Genomic DNA, 21,274 nt, shown 5'->3' on the forward strand with positions numbered 1-21,274 from the left:
AGAAGGTAGCGTTTAAATGAAAAAGTTTAATTTAAGCAATAACTCTTCTTTAGATTTTCAAGGCTCTAGCGCTATCACCTCTAACACGGCGTTTAATTTCTATGATAACGCTTTTTCTCAAAGCCCGATCACTTTCCATCAAGCCCTTAACATTAAAGCACCCTTGAGTTTGGGAGGCAACCTCTTAAACCCTAACAATAACAGTGTGCTGAATTTGAAAAACAGCCAGCTTGTTTTTAGCGATCAAGGGAGCTTGAATATCGCTAACATTGATTTATTAAGCGATCTGAACGATAATAAAAATCGTGTGTATAACATCATTCAAGCGGACATGAATAGTAATTGGTATGAGCGTATCAGCTTCTTTGGCATGCGCATCAATGATGGGATCTATGATGCTACTAACCAAACTTATAGTTTCACTAACCCCCTTAATAACGCCCTAAAAATCACCGAGAGCTTTAAAAATAACCAACTGAGCGTTACGCTCTCTCAAATCCCGGGCATTAAAAACACGCTCTATAACATTGGCTCTGAAATCTTTAACTACCAAAAGGTTTATAACAACGCTAATGGCGTGTATTCTTATAGCGATGACGCACAAGGCGTGTTTTACCTCACGAGTAGCGTGAAAGGCTATTACAACCCAAACCAATCCTATCAAGCCAGCGGCAGCAATAACACCACGAAAAATAACAATATAACCTCTGAGTCTTCTGTCATCTCGCAAACCTATAACGCGCAAGGCAACCCTATTAGCGCGTTACACGTCTATAACAAGGGCTATAATTTCAGTAATATCAAAGCGTTAGGGCAAATGGCGCTCAAACTCTACCCTGAAATCAAAAAGATTTTAGGGAATGATTTTTCTCTTTCAAGTTTGAACGATTTGAACTCTAATGCGCTAAACCAGCTTACCAAACTCATCACCCCTAGCGACTGGAAAAACATTAACGAGTTGATTGATAACGCAAACAATTCGGTGGTGCAAAATTTCAATAATGGCGCTTTGATTATAGGAGCGACTAAAATAGGGCAAACAAACACCAATAGCGCGGTGGTTTTTGGGGGCTTGGGCTATCAAACACCTTGCGATTACACTGATATTGTGTGCCAAAAATTTAGAGGCACTTATTTAGGGCAGCTTTTGGAGTCCAGCTCGGCTGATTTGGGCTATATTGACACGACTTTTAACGCTAAAGAAATTTATCTTACCGGCACTTTAGGGAGCGGGAACGCATGGGGGACTGGGGGGAGCGCTAGCGTAACTTTTAACAGCCAAACTTCGCTCATTCTCAACCAAGCGAATATCGTAAGCTCGCAAACCGATGGGATTTTTAGCATGCTAGGCCAAGAGGGCATCAATAAGGTTTTCAATCAAGCCGGGCTCGCTAATATTTTGGGCGAAGTGGCGATGCAATCCATCAATAAAGCCGGGGGATTAGGGAATTTGATAGTAAATACGCTAGGGAGTGGTAGCGTGATTGGGGGGTATTTAACGCCTGAGCAAAAAAATCAAACCCTAAGCCAGCTTTTGGGGCAGAATAACTTTGATAACCTCATGAACGATAGCGGTTTGAACACGGCGATTAAGGATTTGATCAGACAAAAAATTAGGCTTTTGGACTGGGTTAGTGGGGGGATTAGCCGGACTAGGGGGCATTGATTTGCAAAACCCTGAAAAGCTTATAGGGAGCATGTCCATCAATGATTTATTGAGTAAAAAAGGGTTGTTCAATCAGATCACTGGCTTTATTTCCGCTAACGATATAGGGCAAGTGATAAGCGTGATGCTGCAAGATATTGTCAAACCGAGCAAGGCTTTACAAAACGATGTAGTGGCTTTAGGCAAGCAAATGATTGGCGAATTTTTAGGCCAAGACACGCTCAATTCTTTAGAAAGCTTGTTGCAAAACCAGCAGATTAAAAGCGTTTTAGACAAAGTCCTAGCGGCTAAAGGCTTAGGGCCTATTTATGAACAAGGTTTGGGGGATTTGATCCCTAATCTTGGTAAAAAGGGGCTTTTCGCTCCCTATGGCTTGAGTCAAGTGTGGCAAAAAGGGGATTTTAGTTTCAACGCGCAAGGCAATGTTTTTGTGCAAAATTCCACTTTCTCTAACGCTAATGGAGGCGCGCTTTCTTTTAACGCAGGAAATTCGCTCATTTTTGCCGGAAACAACCACATCGCTTTCACTAACCATTCTGGAACGCTCAACTTGTTGTCCAATCAAGTTTCTAACATTAGCATCACCACGCTTGATGCCAGCAACGGCCTTAAGATTAATGCCGGTAGTAACAATATTTCTGTGTCTCAAGGCAATCTGTTTATCAACGCTAGTTGCGCGCAACAAAGCACTCCAACGACAGCTAGTGCCACAAACCCTTGCGCGCTTAGCGCCCAAAGTGCGAATGGCGCTTCTTCTAGCAATGCGTCAAATAACGCGCCAATCGCCTTAAATGATAACGATGAGAGCTTGATGGTTACGGCGAATGATTTCAATTTTTCAGGCAATATTTACGCTAATGGGGTGGTTGATTTTTCAAAGATTAAAGACTCTGCAAATATTAAAAACCTGTATCTTTACAATAACGCTCAATTCCAAGCCAACAACCTCACGATTTCCAACCAAGCGGTGTTAGAGAAAAACGCTAGCTTTGTAACGAATAACTTAAACATTCAAGGAGCGTTTAACAACAACGCCACGCAAAAAATAGAGGTGCTTCAAAATTTAGTAATCGCTTCAAACGCTTCTTTAAGCACTGGGATTTATGGGTTAGAAGTAGGGGGGGCGTTGAATAACTTTGGGGCGATACATTTTAATTTAGAAAATTCTCAAACGCCTGTAAATCCACTCATTCAAGCAGAGGGGATCATTAACCTCAACACCACCCAAACGCCTTTTATGAATGTCAGCGTGGCTAATGGCGGAACTTACACTTTATTGAAAAGCAGCCGTTACATCAATTACAACATCAACCCTAACAGCTTGCAATCGTATTTGAAGCTCTATACCTTAATCAATATCAACGGAAACCACATAGAGGAAAAAAACGGCGTATTGACTTATTTGGGCCAACGGGTTTTGTTGCAAGATAAGGGGTTATTATTGAGCGTAGCGTTACCTCATTCAAATAACGCTTCTCCAAACAACATTTTAAGCCTTTCTGTCCTTCACAACCAGATTAAAATGTCTTATGGCAATAAAGCGATGGATTTTACCCCTCCCACCTTACAGGATTACATTGTGGGCATTCAAGGACAAAGCGCGCTCAATCAAATTGAAGCGATAGGGGGGAATAGCGCTATCAATTGGCTTTCAACATTGATGATAAAAACCAAAGAAAACCCGCTTTTTGCGCCGATTTATTTAAAAAACCACTCTTTAAATGAAATCTTAGGCGTAACAAAAGATCTTCAAAACACCGCAAGCTTGATTTCTAACCCTAATTTTAGGGATAACGCTACCAATCTTTTAGAATTGGCGAGTTACACCCAACAAACCAGCCGTTTAACCAAACTCTCTGATTTTAGGGCTAGAGAGGGAGAGTCTGATTTTTCTTTGTTAGAGCTTAAAAACAAGCGTTTTAGCGATCCTAACCCTAGTGAGGTTTTTGTCAAATATTCTCAACCCAATAAACACCCCAATAACCTTTGGATTCAAGGGGTGGGGGGAGCGAGCTTTATTTCTGGGGGCAATGGCACGCTTTATGGCTTGAATGTGGGCTATGACCGGTTGGTTAAAAACGTGATCCTTGGGGGTTATGTGGCTTATGGCTATAGCGACTTTAATGGGAACATCATGCGTTCTTTGGGTAATAATGTGGATGTGGGGATGTATGCGAGGGCTTTTTTAAAAAGAAACGAATTCACTTTGAGCGCGAATGAAACTTATGGAGGCAATGCGAGTCATATCAATTCTTCTAATTCTTTGCTCTCTGTGTTAAACCAACGCTACAACTACAACACCTGGACAACAAGCGTGAACGGGAATTACGGCTATGATTTCATGTTCAAACAAAAAAGCGTGGTGCTAAAACCTCAAGTGGGCTTGAGCTATCATTTCATAGGCTTGAGCGGGATGAAAGGCAAAATGCAAAATCCAGCTTACCAACAATTCGTCATGCATTCAAACCCTTCTAACGAATCGGTTTTAACGCTTAACATGGGACTAGAGAGCCGTAAATATTTTGGTAAAAATTCCTATTATTTTGTAACGGCGAGGTTGGGCAGGGATCTTTTGATCAAAGCTAAAGGCGACAATATGGTGCGTTTTGTGGGTGAAAACACTTTATTGTACCGCAAGGGGGAAGTTTTTAACACTTTTGCGAGCGTGATCACAGGAGGCGAAATGCATTTGTGGCGTTTGATGTATGTGAATGCGGGGGTGGGGCTTAAAATGGGCTTGCAATACCAAGATCTTAATATCATTGGGAATGTGGGCATGCGAGTAGCGTTTTAGCTTTTTTGCTATAATGCTTCGTTCAAATTTTATGGTTAGGTTTTTCTATGTTTAATTATGAAGAGCTGTTTCAAACTTATAAAACCCCTTTTTATCTCTATGATTTTGACAAGATCAAACAGGCTTTTTTGAATTATAAAGAAGCGTTTAAGGGGCGTAAATCTTTGATTTGCTACGCTTTAAAGGCGAATTCTAATTTGAGTATCCTCTCCTTATTGGCACATTTAGGGAGTGGGGCAGATTGCGTTTCCATAGGTGAGATACAAAGGGCTTTAAAAGCCGGGATCAAGCCTTATAAAATCGTGTTTAGCGGGGTGGGTAAGAGCGGATTTGAAATAGAGCAAGCCCTAAAACTCAACATTTTATTTTTGAATGTGGAAAGTTTTATGGAATTAAAAACGATTGAAACAATCGCTCAATCTTTAGGGATAAAGGCTAGGATTTCCATTCGAATCAACCCTAACATTGACGCTAAAACGCACCCCTATATTTCTACCGGTTTGAAAGAAAATAAGTTCGGCGTGGGAGAAAAAGAAGCTTTAGAAATGTTTCTTTGGGCTAAAAAAAGCGCGTTTTTAGAGCCTGTTAGCGTGCATTTTCATATCGGATCGCAGCTCTTAGATTTAGAGCCGATTATAGAAGCGAGTCAAAAGGTGGCTAAAATCGCTAAATCTTTGATCGCTTTAGGGATTGATTTGCGCTTTTTTGATGCGGGCGGAGGCATTGGTGTGAGCTATGAAAATGAAGAGACTATCAAGCTTTATGATTACGCGCAAGGGATTTTAAATTCGCTTCAAGGCTTGGATTTGACCATTATTTGTGAGCCGGGCCGCTCGATCGTGGCTGAGAGTGGGGAATTGATCACGCAGGTTTTGTATGAAAAAAAGGCTCAAAACAAGCGCTTTGTGGTTGTGGATGCGGGCATGAATGATTTTTTACGCCCCAGTTTGTATCATGCTAAGCACGCTATAAGGGTCATAACGCCTTGTGGGGGGCGTGAGATTTCGCCTTGCGATGTGGTAGGGCCTGTGTGTGAGAGCAGCGACACTTTTTTAAAAGACGCCAATTTGCCAGAATTAGAGCCGGGCGATAAATTAGCCATAGAAAAGGTTGGGGCTTATGGCTCTAGCATGGCCAGTCAATACAATTCGCGCCCCAAACTCTTAGAATTAGCCCTAGAAGATCACAAAATCAGAGTGATTAGAAAAAGAGAGGCTTTAGAAGATTTGTGGCGTTTGGAAATAGAAGGCTTAAAAGGGGTTTGATTAGATGCAAAAGAATTTGGATAGTCTTTTAGAAAATTTAAGGGCTGAAATTGATGTGTTGGATAATGAATTGAGCGATCTTTTAGACAAACGCCTAGGAATCGCTCTAAAAATCGCTCTTGCCAAACAAGAAAGCCCCCAAGAAAGCCCCATTTATTGCCCTAAAAGAGAACAAGAGATTTTAAAACGACTCAGCCAAAGGGATTTCAAGCATTTGAATGGAGAAATCCTTGCAAGTTTTTATGCAGAAATTTTTAAGATTTCTAGAAATTTTCAAGAAAACGCCCTGAAAGAGTTAAAAAAATAAAAGAGAGTTGCCATGTTTGAAGAAATTACCCTAGAGCATAAGGACTTGTTTTCAAGGTTTTTACAAACTCAAAAAATCGTTTTATCGGATGTGAGTTTTACCAATTGCTTCTTATGGCAGCATGCAAGGCTCATTCAAGTGGCTGTGATTAGGGATTGCTTGGTGATTCAAACCACTTATGAAAACCAAAAACCCTTTTATTTCTATCCTATCGGTAAGAATGCGTTTGAATGCGTGAAAGAGCTTTTGAAATTAGAAAAAAATTTAAGATTCCACTCCCTGACTTTAGAGCAAAAAGACGATTTGAAAGACAATTTTGTAGGGGTGTTTGATTTCACTTACAACCGAGACAGGAGCGATTATGTTTATTCTATTGAAGAATTGATCGCGCTCAAAGGGAAAAAATACCATAAGAAAAAAAACCACTTAAACCAGTTTTTAACCAATCATGCGAATTTTGTTTATGAAAAAATTTCTCCTCAAAACAGAAAGGAAGTTTTAGAAGCCTCTAAAGAGTGGTTTTTAGAAAGCCAGACCGATGATCTAGGGCTTATCAATGAAAATAAGGGCATTCAAAGCGTTTTAGAAAATTATGAAAGCTTGGATTTAAAGGGGGGGCTTATTAGGGTTAATGGGGAAATAGCCTCGTTTAGTTTTGGGGAAGTTTTAAACGAAGAGACCGCACTCATCCACATTGAAAAAGCCCGCACAGATATTGCAGGCGCGTATCAAATCATCAACCAGCAATTGCTTTTGAATGAATTTAGCCATCTAACTTACGCTAACAGAGAAGAAGATCTGGGATTAGAGGGCTTAAGAAGGTCTAAAATGAGCTATAACCCGGTGTTTTTGATAGACAAATACGAAGCCGTTGCTAAAAATTAAATGATTTTTGGGGATTTTAAATATCAAAAAAGCGTTAAAAAACTCACAGCCACTAATCTTAATGAGCTTAAAAATGCCCTGGATTTTATCTCTCAAAATAGGGGGAGGGGGTATTTTGTGGGGTATCTTTTGTATGAAGCGCGTTTAGCGTTTTTAGATGAAAATTTTCAAAGCCAAACCCCTTTTTTGTATTTTGAACAATTTTTAGAAAGAAAAAAATATTCTTTAGAGCCTTTAAAAGAGCATGCGTTTTACCCTAAAATCCACAGCCCTTTAGATCAAAAAACTTATTTCAAGCAGTTTAAAGCCGTTAAAGAGCATCTCAAAAACGGCGATACCTATCAAGTGAATCTCACGATGGATTTATTTTTAAACACTAAAGCCAAACCAAAGCGCGTTTTTAAGGAAGTGATACACAACCAAAACACGCCTTTTAAGGCTTTGATAGAAAATGAGTTTAGGAGTATTTTAAGCTTTTCGCCGGAATTGTTTTTTGAATTAGAGTTTTTAGACACAGCGATTAAGATTATTACAAAACCCATGAAAGGCACGATCGCTCGCTCAAAAAACCCCTTAATAGATGAAAAAAACCGATTGTTTTTGCAAAATGATGACAAAAACAGAAGTGAAAATGTGATGATTGTGGATTTACTGCGTAACGATTTGAGCCGTTTAGCCTTAAAAAACAGCGTGAAAGTCAATCAATTGTTTGAAATCATCAGCTTGCCGAGCGTGTATCAAATGATAAGCGAGATTGAAGCTCAATTGCCCCTAAAAACAAGCTTGTTTGAGATTTTTAAGGCGTTGTTCCCTTGCGGCTCTGTGACCGGATGCCCTAAAATAAAAACCATGCAAATCATTGAATATTTAGAAAAACGCCCTAGGGGGGTGTATTGCGGGGCGATAGGCATGGTTGGAGAAAAAAAAGCCCTTTTTAGCGTGCCTATCCGCACTTTAGAAAAAAGAACGCACGAAGATTTTTTGCATTTAGGGGTAGGGAGTGGGGTAACTTATCAAAGTAAAGCACTAAAGGAATATGAAGAGAGCTTTTTAAAATCCTTTTTTGTGATGCCCAAAATAGAATTTGAGATTATAGAGACGATGAAAGTTATCAAAAGGGATCAAAAATTAGAGATTAACAATAAAAACGCCCATAAAGAACGCCTTATTAGTAGTGCTCAATATTTTAACTTTAAATACGATGAGAATCTTTTAGACTTTGAATTGGAAAAAGAAGGGGTTTTAAGGGTTTTACTCAACAAAAAGGGCAAGCTCATTAAAGAATACAGAACCTTAGAGCCTTTAAAAAGCCTAGAAATCCGTTTGAGCGAAGCCCCCATTGACAAACACAATGATTTTTTATACCACAAAACCACTTACGCCCCTTTTTATCAAAAGGCTCGAGCGCTCATTAAAAAAGGCGTTATGTTTGATGAAATCTTTTATAACCAGGACTTGGAACTCACTGAGGGCGCTAGGAGCAACCTTATTTTAGAAATCCACAACAAGCTTTTAACCCCTTATTTCAGCGCGGGCGCGTTAAACGGGACGGGTGTTGTGGGGCTTTTAAAAAAGGGTCTTGTTGAGCATGCCCCTTTAAAATTACAAGACTTGCAAAGAGCGGCTAAAATCTATTGCATTAATGCTTTATATGGCTTAGTGGAGGTGGGAATAACATGTTACCCAATGGAGCAAAAAAGTTAAAACTCACCCATAATAATTATAATGATTAAAGTTTTTATATTCATTATAAATCCGTTTACACAAGTATTTTATAAATTCAATAGAGGGTTTTTAGGAACTCTCATCAAAAAAATAAGGAACATAACATGAGACATGGAGATATTAGTAGTAGCCCCGATACTGTGGGTGTAGCGGTAGTTAATTATAAGATGCCTAGACTCCACACTAAAGAACAGGTGTTAGAGAATTGTCGCAATATCGCTAAAGTGATTGGTGGGGTCAAACAGGGTTTGCCTGGGTTGGATTTGATTATTTTCCCTGAATACAGCACGCATGGGATCATGTATGACAGACAAGAGATGTTTGACACCGCAGCGAGCGTTCCTGGAGAAGAAACCGCAATCCTTGCTGAGGCTTGTAAGAAAAACAAGGTTTGGGGAGTGTTCTCTTTGACAGGGGAAAAACATGAGCAGGCTAAAAAGAATCCCTATAACACTTTGATTCTTGTCAATGATAAGGGTGAGATCGTGCAAAAATACCGCAAAATCTTGCCTTGGTGCCCTATTGAATGCTGGTATCCTGGGGATAAAACCTATGTGGTTGATGGGCCTAAGGGCTTGAAAGTTTCTTTGATTATCTGCGATGATGGGAACTACCCTGAAATTTGGCGCGATTGCGCGATGCGTGGGGCAGAGCTTATTGTGCGCTGTCAAGGTTACATGTATCCGGCTAAGGAGCAACAAATTGCGATAGTGAAAGCCATGGCGTGGGCTAATCAATGTTATGTAGCGGTAGCGAATGCGACCGGCTTTGATGGGGTGTATTCCTATTTCGGGCATTCTAGCATTATTGGTTTTGACGGGCATACTTTGGGCGAATGCGGGGAAGAAGAAAATGGTCTTCAATACGCTCAACTTTCTGTGCAACAAATCCGTGATGCGAGGAAATACGACCAAAGCCAAAACCAACTCTTCAAACTCTTACACAGAGGTTATAGTGGGGTTTTTGCTAGTGGCGATGGGGATAAGGGTGTGGCGGAATGCCCTTTTGAGTTCTATAAAACTTGGGTGAATGACCCCAAAAAAGCTCAAGAAAATGTAGAAAAATTCACTCGCCCAAGCGTGGGTGTGGCCGCTTGTCCTGTAGGCGATTTGCCCACGAAATAAAGGATAAGGGGAGGGGGTTTTGTAGATGCTTTAAAGCGATAAGAGGGTAAAAATTTAAAAAATGCTAAAAAGCGTTTTTTACAATAATAGATATAAAAAAGCTTGACGCTAGTTGGGTGGTATTTTCTTGTAATGCGTTCTTTTGGGGTTGGGGGATTTAGTTGGGAGCTGTAGAGGAAGTATTCAAAATACCCCCTATCCCCTTAAGAAAATGAGCTTAAAGCAAAATAACCAAAATCCCATTATAAGGCTTGTTTATGCTTAATAGAACAAAGCCTTTAATTTATTTTTCTCTTCAATAGAACGCTTAAAAACCACCAAAAGATTACAAATACTTCGTTAAAGACAGATTATTGATTTTGTTCGTGGAAGCCAAAACGGCGTTATAATTGTTAGTGAGATTGGAAAACTTGTTATAAGTTTCTGCCATATCCGTGCCGGTCGTTTCCCCACGAATGCTTTGAACTTGCGTTTTTAAAACTTCATTGCGCCTGATAATGTTTTCAAACGCCTTACCATGAGCGCCGTTTTTAGCGATCATTTTTTCTATGTGATCGCTCAAGTGATCTATAAGGGTGATGCCGTTTTGAATGCCTAAATTACGCATGTCGCTAGAATAAGTATCCCCTAAAGCGTCCGGGCGATAAATCCCCTTTCTTACAGAAGTGATAATATTTTCTAATTGATCAAAAAAATTCACGCTTGGCTTGTCAATAATTAGGGCGTTATTAGCGTTTAATTTAAGGCTTGGTTTGTCGCTGTGCAAGGCGTTTTGAGAAAAATCATTCGCGTCTTTATCAAAAAGCATGAACTGCATTTTGGTGTTTGAATGCATGTTGTCTTGGATAATGACTTTACCCTCTTCATTCAAATTAACAGAAAGGTTGTCTTTAGCTTGTTTTAACAATCCAATAAAGCGCTCCTTGCTTTCTTTTGAAGTGGGGTTGTCGCTGATTTGTTGGTAGATTGCAGGGTCAGTGTTGCTGTAATTGAGCGCGATACTCATCGCATCCATGAGTTGCCTGTAAGTGACTTCATTGGGTTTAGACGCTTGAATATCAGCGGTTGTGGGGTCATAAAGCGGGATTTTAACGCCATTAGGTAAACTCAAAAAAGCCCCATTAGAATCCAAATTTATTTGCGCTTCTAAAAACGAACCATTCACATCGTTTAATTTCATGTTAAAAACGCTATTTTCTAAACTCCCCTTAGAGACTTCACTCAGTTTAGTAGAGCCATTAGCCGCGCCATTTTGAGCGATTTGAGCCACATTGCTTTCTAATTTTGCCCCTTCTTTATTGAAATAGGTTTTTTGGTATTCGCTCGCGTTATTAGTAGGGATACCAGCCACTTCTAGCCCTTTTTGATCCAGGGTGCTTAAGGCAAAAGAAATAGGCGATTCTTTAGAAGAATTGTCAATAATCCTCAAACGCCCGTTTGTTTCAATTTCCACATCCACTTCATTATTAAAGCGTTCTTTAATCGCGTCTTTCAAATCTTTAATCGTAGAATTTTTCACATCTAAAAGAATGGGAATATCCAAATAAATAGGGAGGTTTGGGATTTTAATAGCGCTTGTATCGTCCAAACGGCTGGCATTGATTTTTAAAGTTTCCACCTTATCGCCAAAAATCTCGCTCAATTTAGTGTTTTTGTTGGCTAAAACATTGTCTTTAGTGACAAACACGCTAGGGATTTCAAGCACCTTGGGATTATACATGTTAGGCACCGCTTTAACTTGGCTCAAGCTCCTATCCGTTACAAACGCGCTTTTGACGTATTCAGTAACCCTTTTTCCGCTCGAACGCAAAGCGTCTAAATCGTCAAAATCCCCATCGCTAGAAATCAAATGAAAATCCAAATTTTCACTGCCGGGCGTTAGGTTTTTAATCTCAATTTGCCCCCAATTGTTCAAACTCACATCCACGACTTTATTTTGCGAAGTGTTCCCGTAAGCATGCCCGATTTTATCCAACAAATCGCTCACTTTAGTCGCGCTTTCTTGGTTTTGATAGGCTTTAGAGAGCGCGAATTTTTCTTTAAAACTAGAGCCATCAGGCCTAACGCCTTGCAAATAAAAAAACTCTTTAGGGTCATTAGTGGGGTCTTTATCGTTATCGCCGATGAGTTCTCGCAAGGTATCACCGGGTTTAATAAAAACTTCTTCAGGCAATGAAGAATGCTCTAAAGCGTCCATCACATCAGGGTGGAGCTTGTTTTGATTGAATAATTTAATGTTGGTGGTAACGATCTTGTGTTTGTCTTTATCCGTGCCTAAAAACAAATCTTGCCCGCTGATATTATAAGGCACAAGGTTATCAGAGCTGATTAGCGCGTTTAAATCTTCGCCATTGCCATGGTATTTCCCATTACTATCAATGGGGGGTCTATCCACCTTACTGCCCCCAAATAAAAATTCCCCCCCTATGGAGGTGTTAGCGACATTCATCATATGCTCTCTCAAGCGTTCTAAATCGTTAGCGATAGCGGCGCGAGAAGTCTCTGAATGCACATCGTTAGCGGATTGGATGAGTTTGGTTTTAAACGCCTCCATCGTTTTAGAAAATTCTTGCAAGGCTTTGTCGGTATTGAGCGTTGAAGTGTAAGCGTTTTGAGCCACATCAATGCCTTGATCCAAGGTGTTTTCTTCGTATTGGAATTTTAAATTCTGGTTGTTAATGTCGCTGTTTTGATAACCATAACGGATTTTTAACCCTGAAGCGATCTGTGTGTTAGCGTCGTTGATTTTATTTTGTAAAGCGTTTTGGTAGTTATTCATTTGGTTGTATTTTGAGCCGAAGGTAACGCGCATGATCAAATCCTTATTGGTTTTTTAACAAACAAGCTAAAAGTATTCCAAAACAAGTTAATAGCAATTGCGAATGGTTTGAGTGGGGCAATGCGGGGTAATAATGGCGGGTTAAATGGGGTGTTTTTGAGTAAAAAAATTCTTTTAATGTGAATTTAAACTCAATTTAAAGTTAAATTTTAGCAAATACTCACTATAATAAGCGTTTATTTTAAAAAGAGCGTTCAATTTTTAAGGAATAGAAATGTCATACGCAATATTCAAGCATGGCGGTAAGCAATATAAAGTCGTTGAGGGCGATATTGTTTTACTGGATAAAATGAATAAAGAGCCTAAGGCTTTAGTGGAATTAGTGGAAGTGTTAGCCGTATCTAAAGAGGGCAAGCTCTCTTTTGGGAAACCCTTTGTGAATGGGGCTAAAATTGAAGCGGAAGTGATCAATGAAGGGCGCGGCAAAAAAGTCATCACTTTCAAAAAACGCCGCCGAAAAGACAGCAAAACCAAGCGTGGTTTTAGAAGAGATTTCACTCGTGTGAGAATCACTAAAATTGTAGCATAAGGAGTATTAAACAATGGCACACAAGAAAGGTCAAGGGAGCACGCAGAATAACAGAGATTCTGCAGGAAGACGCTTAGGCGTGAAAAAATTTGGCTCAGAATTTGTGAGAGCAGGGAATATTATCGTACGCCAAAGAGGCACTAAAATCCATCCCGGTAATAATGTGGGCATGGGGAAAGACCATACCTTATACGCGCTCATAGATGGCGTTGTGAAGTTTGAGCATAAAGACAGAAGCCGCAAAAAGGTTTCTGTAGTTAGTGGGAATTTTGGGGAGTAGGGTAACCTTTAAAGGTTAATTAAACCTTTGGGTGTTTGTTAAATGCCTATAAACACCATAAAATATTTATAATTTAGATCTCTATCCTTTATAGAATTTGTTGTGGAGATTAGCTTATGAATAATGTTTTTGTTAAGGGTTTGTTTTTTTTTCTTTTATTGTTTGGGTCTTTTTTGAAAGCTTCAGAAAACCCAAACGCCACTCTTAATCCATCTAAAGAAAATGTTTCTGTTGAAGAACAAAAGCGTTTTGGAGGCGTTTTAGTTTTTGCTAGAGGCGCTGATGGCTCAAGCATGGATCCGGCCTTAGTAACTGATGGCGAAAGCTATGTGGCGACGGGCAATATTTATGACACGCTCGTGCAATTCAAATACGGCACGACAGAAATTGAACCCGGATTAGCGACAAGCTGGGAAATATCCCCAGATGGTCTTGTATATACCTTTCATTTACGCAAAGGGGTTTATTTCCACCAAACGAAGTATTGGAATAAAAAAGTAGAGTTTAGCGCTAAAGACGTGCTGTTTTCGTTTGAGCGCCAAATGGATAAGGCTAAACGATACTATAGCCCGGGGGCTAAAAGCTATAAGTATTGGGAAGGCATGGGCATGTCTCATATTATTAAGAGCATTGAAGCTTTAGATGACTATACCATTAGATTCACGCTTAATGGGCCAGAAGCCCCGTTTTTAGCTAATTTAGGCATGGATTTTTTGAGCATTTTGAGTAAGGATTACGCTGATTATTTAGAACAAAATAATAAAAAAGACGAGTTGGCTAAAAAACCTGTTGGGACAGGGCCTTTCAAATTCTTTTTGTGGAATAAAGATGAAAAAATCATTCTTTTAAAAAATCAGGATTATTGGGGGCCTAAAGCTTATTTGGATAAGGTGGTGGTGCGCACCATTCCTAATTCTTCCACTCGCGCTTTGGCGTTGCGCACCGGTGAAATCATGCTCATGACCGGGCCTAATCTCAATGAAGTGGAGCAGTTAGAAAAACTTCCTAATGTCGTGGTGGATAAAAGCCCTGGGTTGTTGGCGAGTTGGCTTTCATTAAACACGCAAAAAAAGTATTTTAACAACCCTTTAGTGCGTTTAGCCATCAACCATGCGATCAATGTTGATGATTACATTAAGGTGATTTATGAAGGCTTTGCCCAAAAAATGGTCAATCCCTTCCCGCCCACCATATGGGGTTATAACTACAACATCAAACCCTACGAATACGATTTGAAAAAGGCTAAGGAGTTACTGAAACAAGCGGGCTATCCTAACGGCTTTAAAACCACTATTTTTACCACTTCCACCCGTAACCCAAAAGGAGCGGTATTCATACAAGCGAGCCTGGCTAAAATCGGCATTGATGTGAAAATTGAAGTGTATGAGTGGGGGGCTTATTTGAAAAGAACGGGTCTGGGCGAGCATGAAATGGCGTTTGCAGGCTGGATGGCAGACATTGCGGATCCGGATAATTTCTTATACACCTTATGGAGCAAGCAAGCCGCCTCAGCTATACCCACTCAAAATGGTTCCTTTTATAAGAGCGACGCCTTTTCCGATCTGCTCATAAAGGCTAAACGGGTTTCGGATCAAAAGGAGAGGGAAGCCCTTTATTTAAAGGCTCAAGAAATTATCCATAAAGATGCACCCTATGTCCCTTTAGCCTACCCTTATTCGGTGGTGCCGCATTTGTCTAAAGTTAAGGGTTATAAGACGACCGGAGTGAGCGTGAATCGCTTCTTTAAGGTGTATTTAGAAAAGTAAAAGGGGTTGTATGCTGAGTTTTATCATTAAGCGTATTTTGTGGGCGATCCCCACGCTGTTTGGAGTGAGTATCATTGTGTTTATGATGGTGCATTTAGTGCCAGGAGATCCGGCGTTAGTGATTTTAGGCGAAAAGGCCAATCAAGCCGCTATTGACGCTTTAAGGGAACAATTTGGCTTGAATAAGCCCTTGATAGAGCAGTATTTTTTCTTTATCAATAACGTGTTGCATGGCAATTTTGGCACTTCTATCATGACCGGTGAGCCTGTGATGCATGAGTTTTGGCAACGCTTCCCGGCTACGGTGGAATTAGCTTTGATCGCTTTGTTTATGGCTCTTATTTTGGGTATTAGTGTTGGCGTGTTAGCCGCGATCAAACGCTATAGCGTGTTTGACTATTCCAGCATGACTTTCGCTTTAGCCGGGATTTCTATGCCCGTGTTTTGGCTAGGGCTTATGCTGATTTATATCTTTAGCGTGCAATTGGGGTGGTTGCCTGTTTTTGGGCGTTTGAGCGATGTGTATTATTTAGATGGCCCTACAGGTCTTTATTTGATAGACAGCCTGATCGCAAGGGATTATGGGGCGTTTGTGGATACGATTAGGCACTTGATTTTGCCTAGCATTGTGTTAGCCACGGTTTCTACCGCTGTTATTGCGAGGATGACTCGCGCGAGCATGGCAGAAGTGTCTAAAGAAGATTATGTGCGCACCGCTAAAGCTAAGGGGTGTAGCTCCTTTAGGGTGATTTTTGTGCACACTTTGCGTAACGCTTTAATCCCTGTAACGACTATCGCAGGCTTGATGTTGGCCGGGCTTTTAGGGGGGAGCATGATAACTGAAACGGTTTTCTCATGGCCTGGGATTGGTAAGTGGATCGTTAATGCACTCAACCAGCGCGATTTCCCGATTATCCAGTCCATGTCTTTGATTATTGCCATGATGTATATTGGGGCTAATCTCTTAGTGGATATTTTATACGCTTTTATTGATCCTAGAATAAGGTTGTCATAATGGAGTCTTTTAGAGAATTTATCCAACAATTCAAAAAAAATAAGGCAGCGGTCGTTGGGGCATGGATTGTGCTTTTATTGGTAATTTGCGCTATTTTTGCGCCCCTTTTAGCCCCGCATGATCCTTATGTGCAAAACGCGCAAGATCGCCTTTTAAAGCCTATATGGGAGCATGGGGGGAATGCTAAATACCTTTTAGGCACCGATGATTTGGGGCGCGATATTTTGAGCCGCTTGATCTATGGGGCTAGGATTTCTTTAACCATAGGGATTGTGTCTATGGGGATTGCGGTCTTTTTTGGCACGATACTAGGGCTGATAGCGGGGTATTTTGGGGGGAAAACAGATGCAATTATCATGCGCATCATGGATATTATGTTCGCCTTGCCCTCTATTTTATTGATCGTCATTGTGGTTGCGGTGTTAGGGCCTTCACTCACTAACGCCATGCTCGCTATTGGGTTTGTAGGGATTCCTGGATTTGCACGATTGGTGCGCAGTTCCGTGTTAAGCGAAAAAGAAAAAGAATATGTGATCGCTTCTAAGATCAATGGCTCTTCGCATCTTCGTTTGATGTGTAAGGTGATTTTCCCTAATTGCATTATCCCTTTGATCGTGCAAGTTACAATGGGGTTTGCTTCCACGGTTTTAGAAGCGGCCGCGCTGAGCTTCTTAGGTCTTGGGGCGCAACCTCCCAAACCCGAATGGGGAGCGATGCTGATGAACTCCATGCAATATATCGCTACCGCTCCTTGGATGCTTGTTTTCCCTGGGGTGATGATTTTTTTAACGGTTATGAGTTTTAATCTGGTAGGCGATGGCATCATGGACGCTTTAGATCCTAAACGCGCCTCTTAAAAGGAGCTTGCATGATTTTAGAAGTTAAAGACTTAAAAACTTATTTTTTCACCGATAAGGGCGTGAATAAAGCGGTGGATGGCGTGAGTTTTGGCTTGAAAAAGTCTCAAACGCTCTGCATTGTAGGGGAGAGCGGGAGCGGGAAGAGTATCACTTCGCTTTCTATTTTAGGGCTTATTGAAAAGCCCGGGAAAATTGTTGGGGGGAGCATTCAATTTTTAGGGCAGGATTTGTTGCAACTCAAAGAAAAACAGATGCAAAAAGAAATTAGGGGAAAGAAAATTGGCATGATCTTTCAAGAGCCTATGACGAGCCTAAACCCTTCCTACACGGTGGGGTTTCAAATCAATGAAGTGTTGAAAATCCACCACCCAAGCCTTAATAAAAAAGAACGATTAGAAAGGGTGGTCTATGAGTTAGAGCGCGTAGGCATTCCCCATGCCGGGGATAAATACCATGAATACCCTTTCAATCTCAGCGGGGGGCAGCGCCAAAGGGTGATGATCGCTATGGCTATGGTGTGTGAGCCTGAAATCTTGATCGCTGATGAGCCGACGACAGCGTTAGATGTAACCATTCAAGCGCAGATTTTAGAATTGATGAAGGAATTGCAGCAAAAAAAAGGTACTTCTATTTTGTTTATCACCCATGATTTAGGCGTGGTGGCGCAAATCGCTGATGAAGTGGTGGTGATGTATAAAGGGCATGTGGTGGAGCAAGCGAGTGCGAAAGAGCTTTTTGCTGATCCAAGACACCCTTATACGAAAGCTCTTTTAAGCGCGATCCCTAAACCGGGCAAAGAATACCGCAAAAAACGCTTAGAAACCGTGGATGAAAATATAGATTATTTGAGTTTTCCAAAGGAGTTGCGATGAAGCTCTTAGAAATTAAAGAATTGAAAAAATCCTATGCGATAGACAGGGGGTTATTCAAGCCTAAAAGAGTGATCCATGCGCTCAATGGGATCAGTTTTGAAGTGGAACAAAATGAAGTTTTAAGCATTGTGGGGGAGAGCGGTTGCGGGAAAAGCACGACAGCCAAAATTTTAGCCGGGATTGAAAGGCAAGATAGTGGGGCGATTTATTTCAATGGCAAGCGTCATTTGCATTTTAGCAAACAGGATTGGTTTGATTACCGCAAAAAGGTGCAAATGATTTTCCAAGACCCTTATTCTAGCCTGAACCCAAGGTGGAAAGTGGGCGAGATCATCGCTGAACCCTTGCTGTTAAATTCTCATTTTTCAAAAAAAGAAATCAAAACAAAAGTGCTAGAGATCATGCAAAAGGTGGGCTTGAAATTAGAATGGATCGATCGTTACCCTCACCAATTTTCAGGCGGTCAAAGGCAACGAATCGGCATTGCTAGGGCGCTCATTTTGCATCCTAGCGTGGTGATTTGCGATGAGCCTGTGTCTGCGTTAGACGTGTCCATTCAAGCGCAAGTGTTGAATTTGCTCTTGGATTTGCAAAAAGAAATGGGGCTGACTTATATTTTTATCAGCCATGATTTAGGGGTGGTGGAGCATATTAGCGATAAAATCATCGTAATGAATCAAGGGCAAATCGTAGAAACCGGGGATGTGGATAGCGTGATAAGCGCTCCAAAGCACCCTTATACGCAGAAATTACTCAATGCGGTGCCGCATTTGGAAAAATCCATGCAAAGGTTTGCTGAATAAAAGAAAGGGTATTTAAGCTGTGTTTGTAGATAGCGTGGAAATCATCATCGCTTCGGGTAAGGGGGGGCCTGGAATGGTGAGTTTTAGGCGAGAAAAGTTTGTCATCAAAGGGGGCCCTGATGGGGGCGATGGGGGCGATGGAGGCGATGTGTATTTTGAAGTGGATAACAATACCGACACTTTAGCGAGTTTTAGAGGCACCAAACACCATAAGGCTAAAAACGGGGCTCCAGGAGGCACACGGAATTGCGCGGGCAAAAAGGGCGAAGACAAAATTATTGTCGTGCCACCAGGAACGCAAGTTTTTGCAGATGACAAGTTGTGGCTTGATTTGATCACGCCTAAAGAAAAGGTGCTAGCCTTAAAAGGAGGCAAGGGGGGGTTAGGGAATGCACATTTTAAAAGCGCGACTAAACAACAACCCACTTACGCGCAAAAAGGCTTAGAAGGGGTTGAAAAATGCGTGCGCTTGGAATTAAAGCTCATCGCTGATATAGGGTTAGTGGGCTTCCCTAATGCGGGTAAATCCACGCTTATTTCCACCATCTCTAACGCTAAGCCCAAAATCGCTAATTATGAATTCACGACTCTAGTGCCTAATTTAGGGGTTGTGAGCGTGGATGAAAAAAGCGGATTTCTAATGGCTGATATTCCTGGCATTATTGAAGGGGCTAGTGAGGGAAAAGGCTTAGGGATTAGCTTTTTAAAGCACATTGAACGCACCAAAGTTCTAGCCTTTGTTTTAGACGCTTCTAGGCTGGATTTGGGTATTAAAGAGCAATACCAACGCTTGAGATTGGAGTTGGAAAAATTTTCACCCGCTTTGGCCAATAAGCCTTTTGGGGTGTTGCTCAATAAATGCGATGTTGCAGAAAACATTGATGAGATGGCTAAGGATTTTTGCACCTTTTTAAACTTAGAAGCACAAAAATTAGAGGCGTTTGGTTTAGAGCCGTATTTAGGGTTTTTGCACCCCCATTTAACCAGCGATTTTGAAAATAACCCTAATGAAAAATCAGTGCTCTTTGTCTTACCCCTTTCAGCAGTTAGCGCTCTTAATACGCATGTGCTTAAATTTGTGTTGTTGAAAGCGTTACAATGAAGCCCTGTTGTATTTGAAAATAGTTTAATCAAGCCAGATACACTCCACTAAATTATAGCGTGTGGAGTGGGGGTTATAGAGGGTGTTTCACAAGATGCACAAAGACACACGCATAGTATAATGGCGTGAAATTTCTGTTGTTGAAAGCGTTGCCATAAAACGCTATTTTTTAATCAATTCAAGCAAAGGTGAGAGATGAAAAGATTTGTTTTATTCTTGTTGTTCATATGTGTTTGCGTTTGCGTTCAAGCTTACGCTGAGCAAGATTACTTTTTTAGGGATTTTAAATCTATAGATTTGCCCAAAAAACTCCACCTTGATAAAAAGCTCTCCCAAACAATACAGCCATGTGCGCAACTTAACGCATCAAAACACTACACTGCTACTGGGGTTAGAGAGCCTGATGCCTGCACCAAGAGTTTTAAAAAATCCGCTATGGTTTCCTATGATTTAGCACTAGGCTATTTAGTGAGCCAAAACAAACCATACGGCTTAAAAGCTATAGAGATTTTAAACGCTTGGGCTAATGAGCTTCAAAGCGTGGATACTTATCAAAGCGAGGACAATATCAATTTTTACATGCCTTATATGAACATGGCTTATTGGTTTGTCAAAAAAGAATTTCCTAGCCCAGAATATGAAGATTTCATTAGGCGGATGCGTCAGTATTCTCAATCAGCTCTTAACACTAACCATGGGGCGTGGGGGATTCTCTTTGATGTGAGCTCTGCGTTAGCGCTAGATGATCATGCCCTTTTGCAAAACAGCGCTAATCGGTGGCAGGAGTGGATATTTAAAGCCATAGATGAGAATGGGGTTATTGCTAGCGCGATCACTAGGAGCGATACGAGCGATTATCATGGTGGCCCTACAAAGGGCATTAAGGGGATAGCTTATACTAATTTTGCGCTTCTTGCGATAACTATATCAGGCGAATTGCTTTTTGAGAACGGGTATGATTTGTGGGGTAGTGGAGCCGGACAAAGGCTCTCTGTGGCGTATAACAAAGCCGCAACATGGATTCTAAACCCTGAAACTTTCCCCTATTTCCAGCCTAATCTCATTGGGGTGCATAACAACGCCTATTTCATTATTTTAGCCAAGCATTATTCTAGCCCTAGCGCGGATGAGCTTTTAGAGCAAGGCGATTTGCATGAAGATGGCTTCAGGCTGAAACTCCGATCGCCATGAATTTTTCTGCATTCAAGATCATAGCGTAGAGGTTGTTCTCTTTTCTTAAGTCATGCACTCCAATAAAAATATTTTTTTACTGATTGAGAATGTTTGGTTCAGTCAGCATTATTTACAAAAAGAGTTTAAAATAAACGCAATTGTATCTTTAAGTCGTATTTAGAGTGCAAATGATTATCAAAATGAATCATTTTAGTTGTAAGCATGCGTATTTTTACGCTAAAATAATAGGCGTTTTTGATAAGACCACA

General features: G+C 40.8%; 15 protein-coding genes and 1 pseudogene. 15 read left to right on the forward strand and 1 reads right to left on the reverse strand.

What is annotated here, in order from left to right; all coding sequences use genetic code 11:
- Positions 1-22: 22 nt before the first annotated feature.
- The 6 genes and pseudogenes from imaA to H7O61_RS04610 form a co-directional block, all read left to right on the forward strand.
- Positions 23-4,460 (forward strand): annotated as a pseudogene (gene imaA / locus H7O61_RS04585) (immunomodulatory autotransporter protein ImaA); the annotation flags it as partial.
- 47 nt (positions 4,461-4,507) lie between these two features.
- The gene (lysA, locus tag H7O61_RS04590) at positions 4,508-5,725 is read left to right on the forward strand and encodes a diaminopimelate decarboxylase (protein ID WP_187875280.1); all 1,218 of its coding nucleotides are present in this window, start codon (positions 4,508-4,510) and stop codon (positions 5,723-5,725) included.
- A 4-nt stretch (positions 5,726-5,729) separates the two neighbouring features.
- Positions 5,730-6,032 carry a chorismate mutase gene (locus H7O61_RS04595; protein WP_079338972.1) on the forward strand — a complete coding sequence of 101 codons (303 nt, stop codon included), beginning with the start codon at positions 5,730-5,732 and terminating at the stop codon, positions 6,030-6,032.
- A 12-nt stretch (positions 6,033-6,044) separates the two neighbouring features.
- Positions 6,045-6,917, forward strand: coding sequence for a DUF2156 domain-containing protein (locus H7O61_RS04600; protein ID WP_165519323.1), 873 nt, complete (start codon positions 6,045-6,047; stop codon positions 6,915-6,917).
- Complete coding sequence (locus H7O61_RS04605) at positions 6,918-8,621, forward strand: bifunctional chorismate-binding protein/class IV aminotransferase (protein WP_187875281.1); 1,704 nt, start codon at positions 6,918-6,920, stop codon at positions 8,619-8,621.
- 125 nt (positions 8,622-8,746) lie between these two features.
- The gene (locus H7O61_RS04610; RefSeq protein ID WP_001215714.1) at positions 8,747-9,766 is read left to right on the forward strand and encodes an aliphatic amidase; all 1,020 of its coding nucleotides are present in this window, start codon (positions 8,747-8,749) and stop codon (positions 9,764-9,766) included.
- Between the two features lie 325 nt (positions 9,767-10,091).
- Here H7O61_RS04610 and flgL read toward each other — a convergent pair whose 3' ends face one another.
- On the reverse strand, positions 10,092-12,578 hold the full coding sequence (flgL, locus tag H7O61_RS04615) for a flagellar hook-associated protein FlgL (protein ID WP_187875282.1): 2,487 nt from the start codon (positions 12,576-12,578) through the stop codon (positions 10,092-10,094).
- Between the two features lie 241 nt (positions 12,579-12,819).
- Between flgL and rplU the strand changes: the two genes are divergently transcribed.
- From rplU to H7O61_RS04660, 9 genes are all read left to right on the forward strand, one after another.
- Positions 12,820-13,134 carry a 50S ribosomal protein L21 gene (gene rplU / locus H7O61_RS04620; protein WP_000119333.1) on the forward strand — a complete coding sequence of 105 codons (315 nt, stop codon included), beginning with the start codon at positions 12,820-12,822 and terminating at the stop codon, positions 13,132-13,134.
- Between the two features lie 13 nt (positions 13,135-13,147).
- Positions 13,148-13,414, forward strand: a complete 267-nt coding sequence (gene rpmA / locus H7O61_RS04625) for a 50S ribosomal protein L27 (protein ID WP_000940606.1) — start codon at positions 13,148-13,150, stop codon at positions 13,412-13,414.
- Between the two features lie 116 nt (positions 13,415-13,530).
- The gene (locus tag H7O61_RS04630; protein WP_187875283.1) at positions 13,531-15,180 is read left to right on the forward strand and encodes an ABC transporter substrate-binding protein; all 1,650 of its coding nucleotides are present in this window, start codon (positions 13,531-13,533) and stop codon (positions 15,178-15,180) included.
- 10 nt (positions 15,181-15,190) lie between these two features.
- Positions 15,191-16,195: an ABC transporter permease gene (locus H7O61_RS04635; RefSeq protein WP_187875284.1), complete on the forward strand. Its 1,005-nt coding sequence runs from the start codon at positions 15,191-15,193 to the stop codon at positions 16,193-16,195.
- Entirely contained in the window at positions 16,195-17,052 is an 858-nt protein-coding gene (locus H7O61_RS04640; protein ID WP_187875285.1) for an ABC transporter permease, read from the forward strand. The genes H7O61_RS04635 and H7O61_RS04640 overlap by 1 nt, the downstream gene beginning before the upstream one ends.
- An 11-nt stretch (positions 17,053-17,063) precedes the next feature.
- A complete protein-coding gene (locus H7O61_RS04645; RefSeq protein ID WP_000599866.1) occupies positions 17,064-17,927 on the forward strand; it encodes an ABC transporter ATP-binding protein in 864 nt (287 codons plus the stop codon).
- Positions 17,924-18,730, forward strand: coding sequence for an ABC transporter ATP-binding protein (locus H7O61_RS04650; RefSeq protein WP_000770471.1), 807 nt, complete (start codon positions 17,924-17,926; stop codon positions 18,728-18,730). The genes H7O61_RS04645 and H7O61_RS04650 overlap by 4 nt, the downstream gene beginning before the upstream one ends.
- 19 nt (positions 18,731-18,749) lie before the next feature.
- A complete protein-coding gene (gene obgE / locus H7O61_RS04655; RefSeq protein WP_187875286.1) occupies positions 18,750-19,832 on the forward strand; it encodes a GTPase ObgE in 1,083 nt (360 codons plus the stop codon).
- A gap of 195 nt (positions 19,833-20,027) precedes the next feature.
- Complete coding sequence (locus H7O61_RS04660) at positions 20,028-21,023, forward strand: alginate lyase family protein (protein WP_187875287.1); 996 nt, start codon at positions 20,028-20,030, stop codon at positions 21,021-21,023.
- Positions 21,024-21,274: the final 251 nt, after the last annotated feature.

The sequence above is a fragment of the Helicobacter pylori genome, assembly GCF_014496965.1.
GTDB lineage: Bacteria > Campylobacterota > Campylobacteria > Campylobacterales > Helicobacteraceae > Helicobacter > Helicobacter pylori_CZ.

Excerpts from the sequence above, each read along its gene's own strand:
- lysA (WP_187875280.1), top strand. The coding sequence starts at position 4,508 with ATGTTTAATTATGAAGAGCTGTTTCAAACTTATAAAACCCCTTTTTAT.
- H7O61_RS04595 (WP_079338972.1), top strand. The coding sequence starts at position 5,730 with ATGCAAAAGAATTTGGATAGTCTTTTAGAAAATTTAAGGGCTGAAATT.
- H7O61_RS04600 (WP_165519323.1), top strand. The coding sequence starts at position 6,045 with ATGTTTGAAGAAATTACCCTAGAGCATAAGGACTTGTTTTCAAGGTTT.
- H7O61_RS04605 (WP_187875281.1), top strand. The coding sequence starts at position 6,918 with ATGATTTTTGGGGATTTTAAATATCAAAAAAGCGTTAAAAAACTCACA.
- H7O61_RS04610 (WP_001215714.1), top strand. The coding sequence starts at position 8,747 with ATGAGACATGGAGATATTAGTAGTAGCCCCGATACTGTGGGTGTAGCG.
- flgL (WP_187875282.1), bottom strand. The coding sequence starts at position 12,578 with ATGCGCGTTACCTTCGGCTCAAAATACAACCAAATGAATAACTACCAA.
- rplU (WP_000119333.1), top strand. The coding sequence starts at position 12,820 with ATGTCATACGCAATATTCAAGCATGGCGGTAAGCAATATAAAGTCGTT.
- rpmA (WP_000940606.1), top strand. The coding sequence starts at position 13,148 with ATGGCACACAAGAAAGGTCAAGGGAGCACGCAGAATAACAGAGATTCT.
- H7O61_RS04630 (WP_187875283.1), top strand. The coding sequence starts at position 13,531 with ATGAATAATGTTTTTGTTAAGGGTTTGTTTTTTTTTCTTTTATTGTTT.
- H7O61_RS04635 (WP_187875284.1), top strand. The coding sequence starts at position 15,191 with ATGCTGAGTTTTATCATTAAGCGTATTTTGTGGGCGATCCCCACGCTG.
- H7O61_RS04640 (WP_187875285.1), top strand. The coding sequence starts at position 16,195 with ATGGAGTCTTTTAGAGAATTTATCCAACAATTCAAAAAAAATAAGGCA.
- H7O61_RS04645 (WP_000599866.1), top strand. The coding sequence starts at position 17,064 with ATGATTTTAGAAGTTAAAGACTTAAAAACTTATTTTTTCACCGATAAG.
- H7O61_RS04650 (WP_000770471.1), top strand. The coding sequence starts at position 17,924 with ATGAAGCTCTTAGAAATTAAAGAATTGAAAAAATCCTATGCGATAGAC.
- H7O61_RS04660 (WP_187875287.1), top strand. The coding sequence starts at position 20,028 with ATGAAAAGATTTGTTTTATTCTTGTTGTTCATATGTGTTTGCGTTTGC.